This is a genomic window from Streptosporangium sp. NBC_01469 (assembly GCF_036227305.1).
GTDB lineage: Bacteria > Actinomycetota > Actinomycetes > Streptosporangiales > Streptosporangiaceae > Streptosporangium.
Genome location: NZ_CP109465.1, coordinates 9,093,357 through 9,113,593, shown reverse-complemented (window position 1 = coordinate 9,113,593; position 20,237 = coordinate 9,093,357). Strand labels below are relative to the sequence as shown.

The 20,237-nt window shown below is 68.6% G+C and carries 10 protein-coding genes; 8 read left to right on the top strand and 2 right to left on the bottom strand.

The window, feature by feature from the left end; genetic code table 11:
- Window positions 1-77: 77 nt before the first annotated feature.
- Window positions 78-632, bottom strand: a complete 555-nt coding sequence (locus OG587_RS39625) for a DUF1707 SHOCT-like domain-containing protein (protein ID WP_329083973.1) — start codon at window positions 630-632, stop codon at window positions 78-80.
- Between the two features lie 7 nt (window positions 633-639).
- Window positions 640-1,437 (bottom strand): PadR family transcriptional regulator, encoded by a 798-nt coding sequence (locus OG587_RS39620; protein WP_329083972.1) that lies wholly within the window; start codon window positions 1,435-1,437, stop codon window positions 640-642.
- An 865-nt stretch (window positions 1,438-2,302) separates the two neighbouring features.
- On the opposite strand from OG587_RS39620, the gene OG587_RS39615 reads away from it, so the two are divergent.
- The 8 genes from OG587_RS39615 (at window position 2,303) to OG587_RS39580 (ending at window position 20,000) form a co-directional block, all read left to right on the top strand.
- Window positions 2,303-3,031 (top strand): metal-dependent hydrolase, encoded by a 729-nt coding sequence (locus OG587_RS39615; RefSeq protein WP_329083971.1) that lies wholly within the window; start codon window positions 2,303-2,305, stop codon window positions 3,029-3,031.
- Window positions 3,032-3,221: 190 nt separating this feature from the next.
- Window positions 3,222-5,993 carry an aconitate hydratase AcnA gene (gene acnA / locus OG587_RS39610; protein ID WP_329083970.1) on the top strand — a complete coding sequence of 924 codons (2,772 nt, stop codon included), beginning with the start codon at window positions 3,222-3,224 and terminating at the stop codon, window positions 5,991-5,993.
- A gap of 558 nt (window positions 5,994-6,551) precedes the next feature.
- Window positions 6,552-7,670, top strand: a complete 1,119-nt coding sequence (locus OG587_RS39605; protein ID WP_329083969.1) for a sugar ABC transporter substrate-binding protein — start codon at window positions 6,552-6,554, stop codon at window positions 7,668-7,670.
- A 195-nt stretch (window positions 7,671-7,865) separates the two neighbouring features.
- Window positions 7,866-8,630 carry an ATP-binding cassette domain-containing protein gene (locus OG587_RS39600; protein WP_329083968.1) on the top strand — a complete coding sequence of 255 codons (765 nt, stop codon included), beginning with the start codon at window positions 7,866-7,868 and terminating at the stop codon, window positions 8,628-8,630.
- Window positions 8,627-9,874 (top strand): sugar ABC transporter permease, encoded by a 1,248-nt coding sequence (locus tag OG587_RS39595; RefSeq protein WP_329083967.1) that lies wholly within the window; start codon window positions 8,627-8,629, stop codon window positions 9,872-9,874. The genes OG587_RS39600 and OG587_RS39595 overlap by 4 nt, the downstream gene beginning before the upstream one ends.
- 35 nt (window positions 9,875-9,909) lie before the next feature.
- On the top strand, window positions 9,910-11,118 hold the full coding sequence (locus OG587_RS39590) for an ROK family transcriptional regulator (protein WP_329083966.1): 1,209 nt from the start codon (window positions 9,910-9,912) through the stop codon (window positions 11,116-11,118).
- A 288-nt stretch (window positions 11,119-11,406) separates the two neighbouring features.
- Window positions 11,407-19,605, top strand: coding sequence for a LamG-like jellyroll fold domain-containing protein (locus tag OG587_RS39585; protein ID WP_329083965.1), 8,199 nt, complete (start codon window positions 11,407-11,409; stop codon window positions 19,603-19,605).
- Entirely contained in the window at window positions 19,575-20,000 is a 426-nt protein-coding gene (locus OG587_RS39580) for a hypothetical protein (protein WP_329083964.1), read from the top strand. The genes OG587_RS39585 and OG587_RS39580 overlap by 31 nt, the downstream gene beginning before the upstream one ends.
- Window positions 20,001-20,237 lie beyond the last annotated feature (237 nt).

Sequence of the window (20,237 nt, the reverse complement as noted above, 5' to 3'; positions counted from 1 at the left end):
GCCGCGTGGGAACGGCGACGGGCGAGCGCGGCGGGTCACGCTCGCCCGGAGCCGATCGGAGACGGGTCAGGAGCGGATCAGAACGCGGCCGGGGGGCCGATCCGGCCGGAGCGCGTCCTGGAGCGCCCCCGCCCCCGGCGGAGCATGCCCAGCACGGCCACCACCAGCCAGACGAGGAAGAGGAACTTGAGCACCCCGAACCCGCCGATCAGCATCCCGGCCACCAGCACCGGGATCATCAGGGGGAAGAACGGCGGCCCGCCGCGGTGGCCCATGTGGTGGTGGCTCCAGCCCTGGTGGTGACGGCGGCCTCCGGGCCGGTGGGGGCCCCAGGGGTGGGCGTGCGCGCGGTGCCCGCGGCCAGGACCCCACGGCCCGCCGGGGCCCCAGGGGGCTCCCGCGCCCCAGGGACCCCAGGTGTTCTCGGACTCCTCCGGCCGGGGGTCGCGCGGGCCGGGAAGGTCCGCGCTCACCCGGGCCAGCTCGCCGCCCGTCCGCGCGGACAGGGTCAGTTCGAGGCGCTCGTCGAGCTCCTCGCGGGTCAGGCGGCCCTGCACGTAGTGCTCGCGCAGGGACTCCATCGCCACGTCACGCTCGGCGTCTCCGATGCGGAGGTCGTCTCGGGGGGTCATGGTCGGGTCACTCCTCGCCGGTGTCGCCGGGGTCGCCGTCGGCCAAGATCTGGTAGAGCTTGCGACGCGTCTCGACCAGGGTCTGCTTCGCCTGCCGGATCTGCGCGTCGCTGCCGGTCTGCAGGATCTGGAGCATGGCGAACCCCGACTGGCGGGTGATGTCCATCAGCTCCCAGGTGCTGTCGTCGACCTCGGGCGTCATCTCCTCCCACGGGGCGCGCACCTCGTCGGAGTGCTCGGCCACGTAGGCGCGCCCGGCGTCGGTGAGGCTGAAGGTCTTGCGGCCCTCGTTCTCCTCGGCCAGGACCAGGCCCTCGTCGGTGAGCTGCTGCAGGGCCGGGTAGACCGCTCCCGGGCTGGGCTTCCAGCCGCCCTCGCTGCGCCGCTCGATCTCCTGGATGATCTGGTAGCCGTTGTGCGAGGACTCGGTGAGCAGGGCGAGGATCGCGGCGCGGACGTCGCCGCGCTTCGCCTTGCGCCCGCGCCCGAACGGCGGCCCGCCGCCGAAGGGTCCCCCGCCGAACGGGCCTCTGCCCCCCTTGCCGCCCCGGCCGAGGTCCCAGGGGAACCCGCCGCCGAAGGGGAAGGGGCCGCGGTGGCCGCGGTGCCGGTGCCCGTGGGGCCCGCCCTCGTGGTGTTCGTGGTGCGTGTGGTGCGGCGCGCGGGGACCGTGCTCCGGGCCGCCCTCGTGCCATCCGGTGGCCATCTGCCGCCATGCCTCCCTGGCCGCGCGCTTCATCTCGCGCCTGACCTCCGGGGATCCGAATCCGGCCCAGGGGCCGCCCATCGCGTTGGATGATGTCATTTCGTTACCTCCGTGTCGCGATCGTCTTTTGATCGCTCTCGATGCCTCAAAGATATATCGAGAACATTCTGACGGCAACCTCATGTCACGAAATAAGGGTTCTGAGTGATCTGGGGCGTATCTGATCATTAGAGGTTTTTGGGAGCGCGCTTCCCAGTACGCGCCGGATCTGCACGCCGTTGAGCTGGGACTTTTCCGTGGACGGGTCGGAGTGGCCGGGGCGGTCGGGTCCGGCGCGGGGTCTCGGAGGACTCGCTTTGCCGCCCCCTGGATCCCTTTTGTCGCCCGTTACTCAGAGTGGGAAGTCGTTACCCTACGTAGAAGTGAGGCAGATCACGTAATTCTTGCCGGATTCTGGAACAAGTGCTGAGACCTGCACGTTACAAAGGACGTAGACGGGATTCGTTCCGCGCCGGAAGGGCTGGGGGGTGCTTTCGGCGCGGAACGGTCCCGTCTGTTGTTTTCGCACGTCCCCGCTTGATCGCGACCCTCCCGGGTGCGCGTCCGGGCCTGCCGGTGAAGACGCCCCGGAGGGCTCCCCGTGCGAGACCCGCCCCATGGGGGCGATCGCTCCGCCGCGACGCTCTCCGGCCGACGTGCCAGGCACCATTCGCCCGTTCCATCCGTTCCGCATTCGTAGGAAGATGCGGATGGCAGTCACCTTTTCGTGAAGGGACGGGGAGATCGAAGCGGACCGTCGTCACCCTCGGGCGACCCTGGAATCGGCCGGAAACGATCAGCGCTCGCGCGCCTGGGCCATCCCGCCCCCGCGACACGCCGATGGCGTGAAATGGCACGGTCCTCCATCAGGGGGAGGCTTTGACGTACAGTCTCCCGAGGTGATCTTGATGGGGGTGTTTGACCGATGATGGGGCATACGCATGCGCTGACGGGTGCGATCGCCTGGCTGGGGGTGGCTCCCGCGCTGGCCGCGCTGCCCCTGCTGACCGAGACGTCCAGGTTCATCGAGACCGGCGTCATGGTCAACGCGCTCAATCCGGCCGAGTTCGTCGCCGGGGCCATCATCTGCGCCGGTGCCGCGATGCTGCCGGACCTCGACCATCCGAGCGCGACGATCGCGCAGACGTTCGGGCCGGTCACCTGGGGGCTGAGCAAGGCGGTCTCGTGGCTCGCCGGAGGACACCGTAACGCCACCCACTCGCTGGTGTTCGCGATCGCGATGGGCTTCGGCGCGCACTACCTGGCCAACACCTATCCGATCGGCCGCGACATCCTGGTGGTCCTGCTCATCGGCCTGGCGCTGCGGTCGATCGGCATCGGCATCCCGGGCAAGAAGTTCGCCTCGGCGATGCTCAACGTCGGCATGACGGCCGGGCTGTTCGTGGTGTTCCGCAGCGACAACGTGGAATACGCCTGGCTGGGGCTGGCGGTCGCGATCGGGTGCCTGACCCACGTTCTGGGGGACTGCTGCACCGAGAAGGGCTGCCCGGTGCTGTGGCCGATGCGGCAGAAGTGGCTGTTGCCGTGGAAGATCGGCATCAAGACGGGCCGCGCCTTCGAGCAGAAGTTTCTCGCCCCGGTACTTTCCGTCGTCGTTCTCGGGCTGCTGTACCTCCGTCTCGCTCCACAGTGATCATACTGGTGAGTAATTTGATGTCGAGATACCCGGAGGGATATCTTGATGTCGAGACATTCGCCGCAGCCTGTGGGTGACCTGGAAGTTAGGCAGACCTAACAGTTCGGGGTGCCCGGGCGGTGCGGCAGGATTCAATCGCGCCTTATGTGCCGGCGCGCCAGACATCAGGTGATGAGGGAGGCGAACCGTGTCCGCGAACAGCTTTGGCAGCCGTGACACGCTCCGCGTCGGTGACGCGGAATACGAGATCTACCGGCTGGACGCCGTGGAGGGCTCGGGGCGTCTCCCGTACAGCCTGAAGATCCTTCTGGAGAACCTTCTCCGCACGGAGGACGGCGCGAACATCACCGCCGACCACATCCGCGCGATCGGCCAGTGGGACCCGAAGGCGGCCCCGAACGTGGAGATCCAGTTCACGCCGGCCCGCGTGATCATGCAGGACTTCACCGGCGTCCCGTGCGTCGTCGACCTGGCGACCATGCGCGAGGCCGTCCGCGACCTCGGCGGCGACCCCGCCAGGATCAACCCGCTCGCCCCGGCCGAGATGGTCATCGACCACTCGGTCATCGTTGACTTCTTCGGCGGGGCCGACTCCTTCCAGCGCAACGTCGACAGGGAGTACGAGCGCAACCGCGAGCGCTACCAGTTCCTGCGCTGGGGCCAGACCGCCTTCGACGAGTTCAAGGTCGTCCCGCCGGGCACCGGCATCGTGCACCAGGTCAACATCGAGCACCTGGCCCGGGTCGTGATGGTCCGCGAAGGTAAGGCGTACCCTGACACCTGCGTCGGCACCGACTCCCACACCACGATGGAGAACGGCATCGGCGTCCTGGGCTGGGGCGTCGGCGGCATCGAGGCCGAGGCCGCGATGCTCGGCCAGCCGATCTCCATGCTCATCCCGCGCGTGGTCGGCTTCAAGCTGACCGGCAAGCTCCCCGCCGGGGCCACCGCCACCGACCTGGTCCTCACGATCACCGAGATGCTCCGCAAGCACGGCGTCGTCGGCAAGTTCGTGGAGTTCTACGGCGACGGCGTCTCCAGCGTGCCGCTGGCCAACCGGGCCACGATCGGCAACATGAGCCCCGAGTTCGGCTCGACCTGCGCGATCTTCCCGATCGACGGCCAGACGACCGACTACCTCACGCTGACCGGCCGCCCCGCCGAGCAGGTCGCCCTGGTCGAGGCCTACGCCAAGGCCCAGGGCATGTGGCTCGACCCCGAGGCCGAGGAGCCGGTCTTCTCCGAGTACATCGAGCTGGACCTGTCCACGGTCGTCCCGTCGATCGCCGGCCCCAAGCGGCCCCAGGACCGCATCGCGCTGTCGGACGCCAAGAGCGCCTGGCGCGCGGCCGTCAAGGACTACGTGTCGAGCGAGCAGGGCCCGCTCGACGAGGCGTCCGGCGAGTCGTTCCCCGCCTCCGACTCCCCCGCGGTCTCCCGCGACGACAACGGCGACAAGCCGCACCCGGCCGGTCTCAACGGCGAGCGCCCGCACAAGGTCGTGCGAGTCACCCTCGCCGACGGCACCGGCTTCGAGATCGACCACGGCGTGGTGACCATCGCCGCGATCACCAGCTGCACCAACACCTCCAACCCGTACGTCATGATGGGCGCCGCGCTGCTCGCCAGGAACGCGGTCGAGAAGGGCCTGACCCGCAGGCCGTGGGTGAAGACCTCCCTCGCCCCCGGCTCGCAGGTCGTCACCGGCTATTTCGAGCGCTCCGGCCTGCAGCCGTACCTCGACAAGATCGGTTTCAACCTGGTCGGCTACGGCTGCACCACCTGCATCGGCAACTCGGGGCCGCTGCAGGAGGAGATCTCCGCCGCCATCCAGGAGAACGACCTCGCGGTCACCGCCGTGCTGTCGGGCAACCGCAACTTCGAGGGCCGGATCAACCCCGACGTCAAGATGAACTACCTGGCCTCGCCGCCGCTGGTCGTCGCCTACGCCCTCGCGGGCACCATGGACATCGACCTGAACAACGAGCCGCTGGGGACGGGTTCGGACGGCGAGCCGGTGTTCCTCGCCGACATCTGGCCGGCGCCCGAGGAGATCGCGGCGGTCGTCGCCTCCTCGATCGACCAGGAGATGTTCCTGCACGACTACGCCGACGTGTTCAAGGGCGACGAGACCTGGCGCTCGCTGCCGATCCCGACCGGCAACACCTTCGAGTGGGACCCGGACTCGACCTACGTCCGCAAGGCCCCCTACTTCGAGGGCATGCCGCCCGAGCCGGAGCCGGTGACCGACATCTCCGGGGCCCGGGTGCTCGCGAAGCTGGGCGACTCGGTCACCACCGACCACATCTCCCCGGCGGGCGCCATCAAGGTCGGCACCCCCGCCGCCGACTACCTGAAGGAGCACGGCGTCGGGGTCAAGGACTTCAACTCCTACGGCTCGCGCCGAGGCAACCACGAGGTCATGATCCGCGGTACCTTCGCCAACATCCGGCTGAAGAACCTGCTGCTCGACGGCGTGGAGGGCGGCTACACCCGCGACTTCACCCTCGAGGGCGGGCCGCAGTCCTTCATCTACGACGCCTCGGCCAACTACCAGGCCGCCGGCGTCCCGCTCGTGGTCCTGGCCGGCAAGGAGTACGGCTCGGGCTCCTCACGCGACTGGGCGGCCAAGGGCACCGCGCTGCTCGGCGTCCGCGCCGTCATCGCCGAGTCCTACGAGCGCATCCACCGCTCCAACCTGATCGGCATGGGCGTGCTGCCGCTGCAGTTCCCCGAGGGTGAGACGGCGCGGTCGCTGGGCCTGACCGGCGAGGAGACCTTCGACGTCGTCGGCGTCGAGGCGCTCAACGTGGGCGGCGTCCCGCAGACCGTGACGGTCAGGGCCGACGGCAAGGAGTTCCAGGCGGTCGTGCGCATCGACACCCCCGGAGAGGCCGACTACTACCGGCACGGGGGCATCATGCAGTACGTCCTGCGCTCCCTGCTCGCCAAGAGCTGAGCAGGGGGGCGAGGCCGCACGCCGGCCTCGCCCGCTTGGGGGCACACCCCAGACGAGAACCGCCCGGCGGGACACCATCCCGCCGGGCGGTTCCGTGCTTTCCGGGGGCTTCCGCGTTGCCGGCGGGTTCCGTGGTCACGGGTTCACGAGGGTCCCAGAGGTCACGGGAGCCGACGGGAGTCACGGCGATCACGGGAATCACGGGGGTCCCGGGGGTTCCGGAGGGCGTCGCGGGGGCAAGGGGCCGCGACCGGGAGGGAGAGCGCCGTGCAGACTCGGGAAACGGGCAGGTCAGAGCCGCGATCCCCGTAACGGTGGGGGTATCGGGCGGGCAAAGGGCCGGATGGACCCGGGACGGTTAAGAGCGCGTTTCTGGATTGTTACCGGCCACAACAAACTTTACCTCTGGAGGGTCTGGCGCTCCAGGCCAACGGCGGAATACGTTGCCGCAAACAACATTCAACGGAACGGTGAGCCGAGACCCGGCATAGCCGTACCCGCGAATTCGGCATGCCGCACGTCCGTACCCCCCACTTTCGAAGAAAGGACCCGTGCACCATGCGCAAGGGGATCCTCAGCCTTACCGCCGCCGCCGCGGCGATGACTCTCGGCCTCACCGCTTGCGGGAGCGACAACCCTGACACCGGTGCCCAGACCAGTGCGGCTCCCGCGGAGAGCACGGCGGCCGCCGCGGGCAAGGTCGGCGTCATCCTCCCGGACAGCAAGTCCTCCGCCCGCTGGGAGACCGCGGACCGCAAGTACCTGGAAGAGGCCTTCAAGGCCGCGGGTGTCGCCTACGACATCCAGAACGCCCAGGGCGACAAGACCCAGTTCCAGACCATCGCCGACCAGATGATCACCAACGGGGCCACGGTCCTGATGATCGTCAACCTCGACAGCGGCACCGGCAAGGCCGTGCTCGACAAGGCCAAGGCGCAGGGCGTGGCCACCATCGACTACGACCGCCTCACGCTCAACGGCGGTGCCCAGTACTACGTCAGCTTCGACAACACCAAGGTCGGCACCCTGCAGGGTGAGGGCCTGGTGAAGTGCCTGACCGACAAGAAGGCCGAGAAGCCGATCGTCGCCGAGCTCAACGGCTCGCCGACCGACAACAACGCCACGCTGTTCAAGAACGGCTACGACGGCGTGCTCAAGGCCAAGTACGACTCCGGCGACTACGTCAAGGGTCCCGACCAGTCGGTCCCGGACTGGGACAACGCCCAGGCGGGCACGATCTTCGAGCAGATGCTCACCGAGCAGCCGAAGATCGCCGGCGTCCTGGCCGCCAACGACGGTCTCGGCAACGCCGCCATCGCGGTCCTCAAGAAGAACAGCCTGAACGGCAAGGTCCCGGTCACCGGCCAGGACGCCACCGTGCAGGGCCTGCAGAACATCCTCGCCGGCGACCAGTGCATGACGGTCTACAAGGCGATCAAGAAGGAGGCCGACGCGGCCGCCGCGCTCGCCATCGGCCTGGCCAAGGGCGAGAAGCCCGCGGCGACCGGGACGGTCAAGGACACCGAGAGCGGCGCCGACGTGCCCGCCGTCCTCCTCGACCCGCAGCCGATCTTCTTCGACAGCGTCAAGGACGTCGTCGCCGACGGCTTCGTGACCAAGGACGAGCTGTGCACCGGCGAGTTCGCCGCCAAGTGCACCGAGGCCGGAATCCAGTAAGGCGCGGAGGGTGCGGCCGGTCGTCCTCCGGCCGGCCGCACCCTCGCGCTCGATCGCGGCACACCCCACCCTGTGACGCCGGGAGACGCGGCAGGTGAGCGTCTCCCGGTGACGGCGACAGGGCAGGACGCCGCCCGCAGGCGCCCGAGCCGCGCGAGCTTCGCCGCGCGAAATGAACACAGGGAGCACAACCCCATGACCCCCGCACTGGAACTCCGCGGGATCGACAAGAGTTTCGGTCCCGTACAGGTCCTGCACGACGTCTCCCTCTCCGCGTACGCCGGAGAGGTGACCGCGCTGGTCGGCGACAACGGCGCAGGCAAGTCCACCCTCGTCAAGTGTGTCGGCGGCATCCACCCGATCGACTCCGGCGAGTACTTCTTCGACGGCAAGCCCGTCCAGATCAGCAGCCCGCGCGACGCGGCCGACCTGGGCATCGAGATCGTCTACCAGGACCTCGCGCTCTGCGACAACCTCGACATCGTCCAGAACATGTTTCTCGGCCGCGAGCACAAGCGCGGCCTCATCCTCGACGAGGACACGATGGAGGAGATGGCGGCCAGGACCCTGGAGAGCCTGTCGGTCAGGACCGTCAAGTCCATCCGCCAGCTCGTCGCCAGCCTGTCCGGCGGCCAGCGCCAGACGGTGGCCATCGCCAAGGCCGTGCTGTGGAACAGCAAGGTCGTCATCCTCGACGAGCCGACCGCCGCCCTCGGCGTCGCCCAGACGGCGCAGGTGCTGGAACTGGTCCGGCGCCTGGCCGACCAGGGCCTGGCCGTCGTACTCATCTCGCACAACATGAACGATGTTTTCGCGGTGTCCGACCGGATCGCCACCCTCTACCTGGGCCGGATGGCGGCCCAGGTCAAGACCTCGGACGTCACCCACGCGCAGGTCGTCGAACTGATCACCTCTGGCCGCAGCGGGGACCTCGGCCTCACCAACGGAGTCACCGTATGACCGCCACGATTTCGCCGAAGACCGTACACGAGGCACCCTCGATCAGGACCAACGTCCGAGGCTACGCCGAGAGGGTACGCGGCGGCGACATGGGTGCGCTGCCCGCGGTGTTCGGCCTCGTGGTGCTCTGCACGATCTTCGCCATCCTGCGGCCCTCCTTCCTGACCTCGGGAAACTTCGCCAACCTGTTCACCCAGGGCGCCGCGGTCACCGTGATCGCCATGGGTCTGGTCTTCGTGCTGCTCCTCGGTGAGATCGACCTGTCGGCGGGCTTCGCCAGCGGTGTCTGCGCCGCGGTGCTCGCGATCATGCTCAGCAGCCAGGGACTGCCCTGGTACGTGGCGGTGGGCGCGGCGATCCTCACCGGTGTGGTGATCGGCACCGCGATCGGCGCCGTCGTCGCGAAACTCGGCATCCCGTCGTTCGTGGTGACGCTCGCGGCCTTCCTGGCCTTCCAGGGACTGGTCCTGCTGCTCGTCAAGGGCGGCACCATCATCGCCATCCGCGACGAGACCATCCTCTCGATCGCGAACAAGAACCTCCCGCCCACGCTGGGCTGGATCCTGCTGGCCGTGGGCGTCGCCGCCTACGCCGGGCTCCAGCTGGTGCGTTCCCGCAAGCGTGCCGCCCGGGGCCTGACCTCCGACCCGATCTCGCTGATCGCGGTCAGGGTCGGCGCCCTCGCGCTGCTCGGCGGCCTCGCCGTCTACTTCCTCAACATCGAGCGCAGCCGCAACGCCGCCGTCGTCTCCCTGGCGGGCGTGCCGCTCGTGGTGCCCATCATCGTGGTCCTGCTGCTGATCCTGACGTTCGTGCTCCGCCGCACGGCGTACGGGCGCCACCTGTACGCGGTCGGCGGCAACGCCGAGGCCGCGCGCCGGGCCGGCATCAACGTCGACCGGATGAAGATCAGCGCCTTCGTGATCTGCTCCTCCATGGCCGCCGTCGGCGGCGTCATCGCCGCCTCGCGGGCCAGCTCCGTCGACCCCAACACCGGCGGCAGCAACGTGCTGCTCTACGCGGTCGGCGCCGCCGTCATCGGCGGCACCAGCCTGTTCGGCGGCAAGGGCCGGGTGCTGGACGCCATCCTCGGCGGTGCCGTGGTCGCGGTCATCGAGAACGGCATGGGCCTGATGGGCTACAGCTCCGGGGTGAAGTTCATGGTGACCGGTTCGGTGCTGTTGCTGGCCGCCATGGTGGACGCGCTGTCCCGCAAGCGGGCGGCCGCCACTGGTCTAAGGTGATCAGCGACTCCGATTCACCGAAGGAACACCACGCCATGCGGGCAGGCCCCTCCCAAGAGGAGATCAGGCGTCACAACCTTGGGGCCCTGCTCCGGCACGTCCATCTGAGCGGGCCCACCTCGCGTGCGGAGCTCACCAACCGGATGGGCCTCAATCGCAGCACCATCATGGCCCTCACCGCCGATCTGACCGCCGCCGGGCTGGTCAGGGAGGAGCTCCCCAGGGAGACGGGCAGAGCCGGGCGTCCGTCCCTGGTGGTCCGCCCCGAGTCGGCGCGGGTCTACGTGTTCGCCCTCGACGTGGGTGTCGACCGGCTGGTCGCCGCCCGCGTCGGCCTGGGCGGCACCATCCTCGACCGCCGCGAGACGGTACGGCGGCGCGGGGACTTCTCGCTGGAGGAGATCGTCGGCCCGCTCGCCGCCTTCGCCCGGCAGATGCACCGCAGGACCCGGCCCGACACGGTGTGCGTCGGGGTGGCGGCGGCCTTCTCCGGGGGAGTGGGCCGCGGCGACGGGGTCATCAGGTTCGGGCCCAACATGGTCACCGTGAACGACGTGCCGTTCGCCGACGAGATGACCCGCCGGCTGGCCTTCGGCCTGCCGGTCACCGTCGGCAACGACGCCAACCTCGCCGCCCTCGCCGAGCAGACCCGGGGTGTCGGCGTCGGCTGCCGCGATCTCGTCTACCTCCACGGCGACGTCGGCATCGGCGGGGGAGTGATCGTCAACGGCCAGCTGCTCGGCGGCCACCTGGGCTTCGGCGGCGAGGTCGGGCACATGATCGTCAACCCTGACAAGGGCCGCCTCTGCGGGTGCGGCTCGCACGGCTGCCTGGAGGCGGAGGTCGGGGAGCGCGCCCTCCTGGAGGCCGCGGGCCGCTTCGGCTCCCGGGTCGGCAGGGACGCCGTCCGCGCCGTGGTCGACGCCGCCGACCGGGGAGACGTCGTCGCGCAGGCGGCCTTGAGTCGCGTCGGCGACTGGCTCGGCCTGGGCGTCTCCAACCTCGTCAACCTGTTCAACCCCGAGATGGTCGTCTTCGGGGGCACGCTCAGGGAGATCTACCTCGGCTCCGCCGCGCAGGTCCGCAGCCGCCTCGCCGTCGACGCCCTGCCCCCGTGCCGCGAGCAGCTGCGCCTGCGCACCTCGGCCCTCGGCGATGACGCCACCCTCGTCGGCGCCGCCGAACTGGCCTTCTCCCAGGTCCTCGCCGACCCCCTCGAAGTCCTCGCCCGCGCGGGCTCCTGATCCCGCGCGGCTCCCGGTCTCCGATCCCAAACCCGCGCGTGGATCTATCTTTTGACCACATCCGGCCATGTACTTTTAATCATGAAATTTAGTGATTTGCGGTGTATTGCGACTATTTGGGGTTTTTGGTGGCTCAAGTAGTACTTGTGGCTTATGGGGGGAGCGGGTTACATTCCTGACGATCATCTGTGAGCGGGCTGGGAGCTTCCTGTAAAACGTCCTCGCCTGGCGGTCTCGCGCGCCCGAACAGGGCTCCCTGATTGTCGACGGGTCGGAGGATGACGGCACATGGGCCGTTCTGCTTGGCTGCTCGGAAACGCCCGCCTGCTGCGCTGGGCGGTGATGGCGACACTGTTCCTCGCCGTCCCCGGACTGGTCCAGTTGACGGCGGAACCCGCCAGGGCGGAACCGGCCCCCCCGCCACAGCCGGTCGCCCCGGTGCAGATGACAGGGTCGGCACAGGGCCGCCCCACCCTCACGGACGCGAGCGCGACCACGGCGAAGCCGGGCAGGCCGACCGGTCCCGTGGTGAAGCCCAAGTGGCCCAAGAGGGCACTGCGCCCGGACTCGCGTCCCCCGCGCCTTCGGTCTGCCGTGAAGCGGGAACCGAAGAGGCCGCCGCGGCCCCTTCCCACGCCCGCGAAACCCTCAGACGCCCCGCGGAAGACGGCGGCGTCCTCCGCGGACGGCTGCCTGTACTCCCCCTGGTCGGCCTTCGCCTCCTACACCACCGGGGACTGGGTCTCCTACAGCGGTCGCGACTGGTCCGTCGTCATCCCGGCGAGGGGCGTGACGCCGAACAACAGCTCCCCCTACTGGCTGGATATGGGGCCCTGTGCCACCGCGGGCGGCGGGAGCAGCGTCGAGATGGTGGACATGTTCCCCGACGACGGAGCCTCGGTCTCCTCGGTGATCCCGCTGCTGGTGGCCCACGCCACCGGTGAGAACCCGCTGCGCTACACCTTCGACGTCTGTCGCAGCTACGAGAACGAGGAGCCCGGGGAGTTCCCCTTTCCCATCCCGCCCGACGAGGACGAGTGGTGCTGGTCCTCGGGCCTGCTGCCCGTCGGGGTCAACACCGTCCGGGTGCCCGCCGGCCGACTCAAATGGGGCAAGAACTACGTCTGGTCCGTCACCGCCACCGATCCCGCCAGCGGCGACTCGGCGAACTCCCAGAGCCTGACGTTCACCACCGGGGTCCGCCAGCACGGCATCACCTCCCAGCTCACCGCGCGCGGGGCGAACGGCCAGGAGTTCCACCAGCTGGCCGGGAACTACACGACGGCCTTCGTGGACGCGTCGGTCAAGACCGCCGGCCCCCAGCTCAACGTGACGCGCTCCTACAACAGTCAGGACCCCCGCACCACCGGCATGTTCGGCGCCGGCTGGTCGACCAGGTTCGACATGGGGATCAGAACCGAGGCGTTCGACGGGGGCACCGCCCTGCTGGTCACCTACCCCGACGGGCGCAGGCTCCGCTTCGCTCCCAACGGCGGCGGGACCTTCCAGGCGCCGCCCGGCATGCACGCCACGCTCGCGGAAATCTCCGGCGGTGGATGGCGGTTGATGGACAAGTCCTCCGCCACCTACACCTTCGACGCCTCGGGCAGGATCACCAGGATCAGCGACAGCAGGGGGCGGGCCCAGGACTTCACCTACGGCGGCGACGGCAAGCTCGCCAAGGTCACCGCGGCCGGTGGCAGGTCGCTGAACTTCACCTGGACCGGCTCTCAGGTCACCGCGGTGTCCACCGACGCCGTCGACGGCGCCCCGCTCACCTGGACCTACCACTACGAGGGCGGCAAGCTGGTCAAGGCGTGCTCGCCGGTCGCGGCGCCCAACTGCACCTCCTACGCCTACGGGTCCGGATCGCAGTACCAGAGCATGGTCCAGGACTCAGACCCCGCCGGATACTGGCGCTTCGGTGAGTCGCCCTTCCCTCCGCAGCCCGAGCCGACGAGTCCTCCCGAGCCCGACTGCGAGCAGTTCCCCGAAGCGTGCGAAGGATGGGACCCCACCGTGGCGGCCGGTCTGGGCTGGGCTGCCACCAGCGCGACCTACGAGGGGGTGACCCTCGGCCAGACCGGGGCACTCACCGGGTCGGGCAACGGTGCCGCGACCTTCTCCTCGGCGAACGAGAACATCAGCAAGGTCACACTGCCCGAGTACGCCGTTCCCCGACTCGGCAGTGACCTGGCGGTCGAGGCATGGTTCAAGACGTCCTCGCACGGCGTCGTCCTGAATCTCCAGGACCTCAGCGGAGATTTCTTCTACGTCGGCGTCCCCGCGATCTACGTGGGCACCGACGGCAAACTCCGTGGCCGGTTCCTGACCGCCGACAACGAAACCGTCGCGCCGATCACCTCCGCCGCCCCGGTCAACAACAACCAGTGGCACCACGTCGTCCTGTCGGCCTCTGGGCAGACCCAGACGCTCTACCTCGACGGTCAGCAGGTTGGCACTCTCGCTCGCAAGGCGGACAACACCTGGCTGCGGCAGGCCACCGTGGGCAACGGATTCCTCTCCGGCAACTGGCCGGGCACGCCGTCGGTGCCGTACGACTACGTGCCCTTCCCCTTCAACGGCCAGATCGACGAGTTCGCCCTCTACGACACGCCGCTGACGGCCACCCAGGTCGCCGCGCACTACAACGCGGCCCGCAACCCAGTTCCGTACAAGCTCACCAAGATCACCCTGCCGTCGGGGCGAGTCTGGGCGGAGAACGTCTACGACGCCGCCACGGAGCGGATCAAGACGCACACCGACCAGCACGGTGGCACCTGGCAGGTCGGCGTTCCGAGGTTCAAGCCGCAGACCGGCATGTCGACGGTCACGGTCACCGACCCGCACAACGGCAAGCTCCTCTACGAGCACGACGCGCTGCGCGGCTACCGCCTGGTCTCCGAGACCGACCAACTCGGCAAGAAGTCCGTCACACAGTACGACGAAGGCGGCTTTCCGTTCATGGAAACCGACCGCAACGAGGACGTCTCCTACTTCGCGCACGACAAGCGGGGAAACCGGATCTTCGAGGCGGAGTGCCCCAAGTCCGAGGAATACTCGCAGTGCACCTTCGAGTACAACTCCTACTACCTGAACGCCGCCAACGAGTTCGACGCCCGCAACGACCAGCTCGTTGTCTCGCGCGACGGCAGGTCGGCGTCGGAGACCGACGACACCTACGCGACCCGCTGGGAGTTCGACGCCTTCGGCGACCTGCTCAAGGAGACGACCCCGCCGACCCCGGACTTCCCCGCCGGCCGGTCCTCGACGTACGGCTACACCGACGGCACCGAGCCCGCCGTGGGCGGCGGCCTGACCCCCGCGGGGCTGCTGGAGTCGGAGAAGGACGCCAAGGGCAACGAGACCACCTACCGCTACACCGTCTCCGGTGACCTGGCCGAGGAGAGAGACCCGTCGAACCTGGTGACGACGTACGGCCACGACGCGCTGGGCCGGGTCACGTCGAGGAAGGAGGTCTCGCAGGCCCACCCCGCAGGCATCACGACCAGGTTCACCTATGACGGCGCCGGTCGCCTCGTGGCCCACACCGGGGCCGGGGTGAGGAACGAGGTCACCGGTGTCACGCACACCACCGAGACGCGCTCGGCGTACGACGCGGACGGTCTCAAGCTGAGCGAGACCGTCGTCGACCTCACCGGGGGCGACCCCGAGCGCAAGGTCGCCTACACCCACGACGCGTACGGCCGGGTGGAAACGATCACCGGCGCCGAGGGCGGGGTGATCCGGCACGCCTGGGACCACACCGGCGCGCGCACCGGCACGACCGACGAGCTGGGCAACGTCCTGACCTACGCCTACAGCGTGCGGGGTGAGCTGACCTCGCGCACCCTGAAGAACTGGCGGGGCAGCCCGGTCAACCCGCAGACCCCCAGGGATCTGGTCCTGGAGTCCTTCACCTACGACCCCGAGGGCCGCCTGGCCACCAGGACCGACGTGATGGGCCGCAAGCTGTCGCGCACCTACTTCCCCGACGGCTCCCCGGCCCAGATCATCGCCGACGACGTCAGGCTGAACGGCGAGACCGAGCCCAGGGACGTGATCCTGGAGGACAACACCTACGACGCGGCGGGGAACCTCACCAGGCAGCGGACCGGGGACGGCGCCGAGGAGACCGTCTACGCCCACGACGCCGCCGACCGCCTCACCTCCGAGACGTTCGACCCCCATGGGCTGGCCCGCAGGACGGCCTACATCTACGACGCCAACGACAACGTGGTCAAGGAGACCTCGACCGCCACCGGGACGACCCGCTCGGAGGTGACCGAATCCGCCTACAACGCCGACGACCTGCTGACGCGCAGGACGGTGGAGAACGGCGCCCAGGACATCGTGACCACCTGGACGGTCGACGACCGCGGCCTGGTCGTCGCGATGACCGAACCGCGGGGCAACACGCCGGGCGCGAACGCCGCCGACTTCACCACCGCCTACCGCTACGACACCGCCGAGCAGCTGATCGAGCTCAAGGCGCCGCAGGTCAAGGTGGAGAAGGCCGGGGCGGCGGTGGACGCCCGCCCGACCCTCAGGTACGGCTACGACAGCGCGGGCCGCAGGACGCACTCGGTCGACGCCGAGGGCCGGACCACCACGAAGGCCTTCGACCGGCTGGGGCGCACCACCTCGGTGACGGGCGCGGCCTACACCCCGCCCGGCGGCAGCACACTGACCCCGAGGACGAGCTACGCCTACGACGTCGCAGGCAGGGTCACCAGGTACACCGACGCCCGCGGGGCGGTGTGGAGCACCGAGTACGACGCGCTGGACAACCGGGTGCGGGTGACCGAACCGGGGCCGGGTGGCCAGCCGGGCGGCCAGTGGACCTACGACTACGACACCGCGGGCGAGCTGCTGGCGAGTGTCAACCCCCTGGGCGCTCGGACGCAGGCGACCTACGACGACCTCGGGCGTCAGGTCACCGCGACGATCGTGGAGCGCAAGCCGACGCTGAAGACACTGATCACCCGGATGGAGTACGACGAGTCCGGCAACAAGGTCAAGGAGACCTCACCCGGCGGGCGAGTCGTCGGGTACGAGGTCAACCCCGCCGGAGAGGTCATCTCCGAGACCGATCCCCTGAACGACGTGACCAGGTACGAGTACGACCTGGCCGGTCGTACCGTCAAGGTCACCGATCCCCTCGGCAACGCCTCCGTCACCGAGTACGACCTGGCCGGCCGGGAGACCGCCGTCAAGGACCTCAACGGCTCCGGGGCGGTGCAGCGCACGTTCGGCACCGGCTACGACGTGGCGGGCAACCCGGTCACCGAGACCTCGGGCGAGGGCCGGGTCGTGCGGCGCTCGTACGACGCGACCGGGGCGATGGTCGAGCTGGTGGAGCCGGTCACGGCCACCGACTCGATCACGACCACGTTCGGGTACGACGCGAACGGCGAGATGACCCGGAGCACCGACGGACGGGGCAACACGGTCTGGACGGCCTACAACAGCCTCGGCCTGCCGGAGTCGGTGACCGAGCCCGTCACGCCGGCGCACCCGGTGGCGGCCGACCGGACGTGGACCACCGCCTACGACGCGGCCGGCAACACCACGGCCGTCGTGCAGCCCGGCGGGGTCCGCGTCGACCAGGAGTACGACCACCTCGGGCGGCTCGTCAAGGAGACCGGCACGGGCGCGCAGGCCGCCACGCCGGCGCGCGTCTACGGCTACGACCTGGCCGGGCGGGACACCGCCATCGGCGACTACAACCTGGAGTACGACGACAGGGGACTGCTGACCAAGGTCTCCAAGGGGACCGCCCAGGTGGCCGCGTTCGCCTACGACGACATGGGCAACGTGACCCAGCGGGCGGACCAGGCCGGGACGGCGACCTTCGGCTGGGACACCGACGACCGGCTGAGGACGGCGGGCGAACCCGTGACGGGACGCTCCTTCACCTACGGCTACGACGCGGCCGACCGGCTGACCTCGCTGACCTCGGCGACACCGAGGACGACGCAGGCGTTCGGCTACGACGCCATGGACCGCATCACCAGCCACTCGCTCAAGAACACCGCCGGCACCGAGATCGCGAAGATCACCTATGGCTGGAACAAGGACGACAGCCTCGTCTCCAAGACGACGACCGGCACGGCCGGCGCCGGTGCCAACACCTACGGCTACGACCACGCCGGGCGGATGACCTCCTGGAAGGCGCCGAACGGGAACGTCACCACCTACGAGTGGGACGCCTCGGGCAACCGGACCCGCGCCGGAGCCGAGACCTTCGTCTACGACCAGCGCAACCGGGTGACCTCCGGCGGCGGAACGGACTACACCTACACGCCGCGCGGCACGCTGGCCGCCGAGACCACCGGCGGGGTCACCAGGAACCTGACGTTCGACGCCTTCGACCGGCTGGTCGCCGACGGGGACGCCACCTACGCCTACGACGGCCTCGGCCGCCTGGCCTCCCGTACCCAGGGAGGCTCGACGGAGAACTTCGCCTACTCCGGCCTGGAGAACGACATCGTCGCGGTGACCGACGGGGCGGGCACCGTCCGGGCCAGGTACGGCCGGGATCCGTCCGGCGACCTGCTCGGGCTCAAGGAGGGGGCCGCCGCCGCCGTCGGGGTGATGGCCGACCAGCACGGTGACCTGGTGGGTACCTTCTCCGGCACCGCGCTGGTCGACTCCACCGCCTACGACCCGTACGGCGAGGTGACGGCGAGGACGGGGACGGCGTCCAGGCTGGGCTACCAGGGGGAGTACACCGACCCGGTCACCGGCAAGGTGAACATGCACGCCCGCTGGTACGTGCCCGGCACCGGAGGGTTCGCCTCCCGCGACGACGTGACGCTGAGCCCGTACCCGTCGATCAACCTCAACCGCTACACCTATGCCATGGGCGACCCGATGTCGCTCGACGACCCGACGGGGAACTGCCCGATCTGCATCCCGCTGCTGTTCCACGCCGTGCGGATCGCGGCGCAGATCGTCGCCCGGCAGATCGCGCAGCGGGTCGCCGCCGAGGCCGCCAAGCGGCTCGCGGCGGAGGCCGCCAAGCGGCTCGCCGCCGCGGCCGCGAAGAAGCTCGCTCAGCAGACCGCGAAGAAGGCGGCGAAACAGGCCGCGAAGAAGGTGGCCAAGCAGGGCGCCAAGAAGGCGGCGAAACAGGGGGCCAAGAAGGCGGGCAGGCAGGGCGCCAAGAAGGCGGCCAAGCAGGGGGCCAGGAAGGGCGTCAAGCAGGCCGTCAAGAAGGGCATCAAGCAGGCCCGCAAACAGGTCGGCAAGCGGGTGACCAAGCAGGCCGCCAAGAAGGCGGCGAAGCAGGTCGCCAAGAAGACCGCCAAGTCCACCAAGAAAACGGCGAAGAAGGTCGCCAAGAAGGTCGCCAAGAAGGTCAAGACAGCCGCCAAGAAGGCGAAGCCCAAGAGCAAGTCGACCAAGGCGAGGCAGCAGCAGAAGAACGACCTCGTCACCGAGATCGTCAACGAGGTCGGCGACGTCGGCAGCGCCGAGCCGGTCGACCTGGGCATCGAGTTCTGTGGCAGCTTCAGGGCCTGCGTGAAGGACGTCGTCGAGGACCTCGTCGAGAACACCACCGAGGACCTCGTCGACGACCTCATCGACGAGGTCGCCCCCGACCTGCCCGTGGACCTCCCCGGAGCGGGAGGCTCGTGCGACCGCGGGCGCAAGCCCAACAGCTTCGTGCCCGGCACCCGGGTCCTGATGGCCGACGGTTCCACCAGGGCCATCGAGGACGTCAGGGTCGGCGACCACGTCAAGGCCACCGACCCCGCCTCCGGTGTCACCGAGGCGAGGCCCGTCACCACCCTGATCACCGGCGACGGCGTCAAGGACCTGGTCCGCGTCACCGTCGACCTCGACGGCTCCCGCGGTGGCGCCACCGATGTGATCACCGCCACGGACGAGCACCCGTTCTGGGTCCCGTCCCTGCGCGAATGGGTGAACGCCGGCGACCTCAAGCCGGGCATGTGGCTGCGCACCTCAGCCGGCACCCACGTCCAGATCACCGCCCTCAAGAAGTGGACCGCCACCCAACGCGTCCACAACCTGACGGTCGACGGCCTGCACACCTACCATGTGGTAACCGGTGACCAGGCGGTCCTCGTTCACAATGATGATCCTGAATACGAAGGGGATATCTACCGGGCGGATGACCGTGACAGAAGCGACATCTTCAAGAACGGTTTCACGTCAAAGGGTGGAAACATGAGTATCGACGCTCACGTCAACCAGAATCCTGAAGATTCTGGATACATATCCACGTCTAGGACCCGGAAGGCCGCTGGACAGTTCGCCGATGAGAACTATATGGATCAAGGGTCGATTTATAAAGCTCGCGGTAGGGGTATCGATGTTAATGCCAAATTCGGAGACAGATCGCCATACCCGTGGGAGGAGGAGATAGCCGTGCCTCGCAAAATCTCTCCGTCAGATATCTCTGGGGCCTGGGACATAGGAACCGGCGAATGGTTCCCGAACTCCGGATGCGCGCATTGAGCATGGAGGTCACCTGTCTGGATGTGGTGTGGAGAGATCTCCGGGAGACGGTGAGTGTCCGATTTTCAGCGCAAGAAGATGCTTTTGTCGTGATTACGCTGAATGGCGGAGTTGATGTCAGGGGTGCCGGTTCTGATCTTTTTGAAGCCCTGAAGGAAGTGTGTCTCCGCCTTGAGGAAATGGGTGCATTGTTGCTGTGTAACGGCGCGCGAATCGATGTCTATCCATCGCAGATGCAAAGACAGGCGACTCGTGGCCGACGCGCGTACGTGATGACGCTTCCGCGCGGTCCTGCCAGGCCGGAGAGTGTAGATATATTTGCCCCTGCCCGGTTGGATCTCGTCGGATCCGTGGCGGAGCAAAGGGAGTTCTTTGAGCGCTGGTTGCTTAGTTGACTCCAGGGCATATTGATGCAATACGCGGAGATTCGCTTTCCGGTTGCGCGTCCGCTCGGGCGGATCCGCTTCCCGATGGACCTTCCCGGAAGGGACTGAATCCATAATTGAATCCGTGTATTCGGAGGCCCTGGAGCCTGGGTTATATAGAGATAAGTATGCTTAAGACGGTGTCTGGCTGCTGCCCTTCTCCGGCATGCTTGCACATGCGAAAACGCGATCTGCGAAATTCCATGG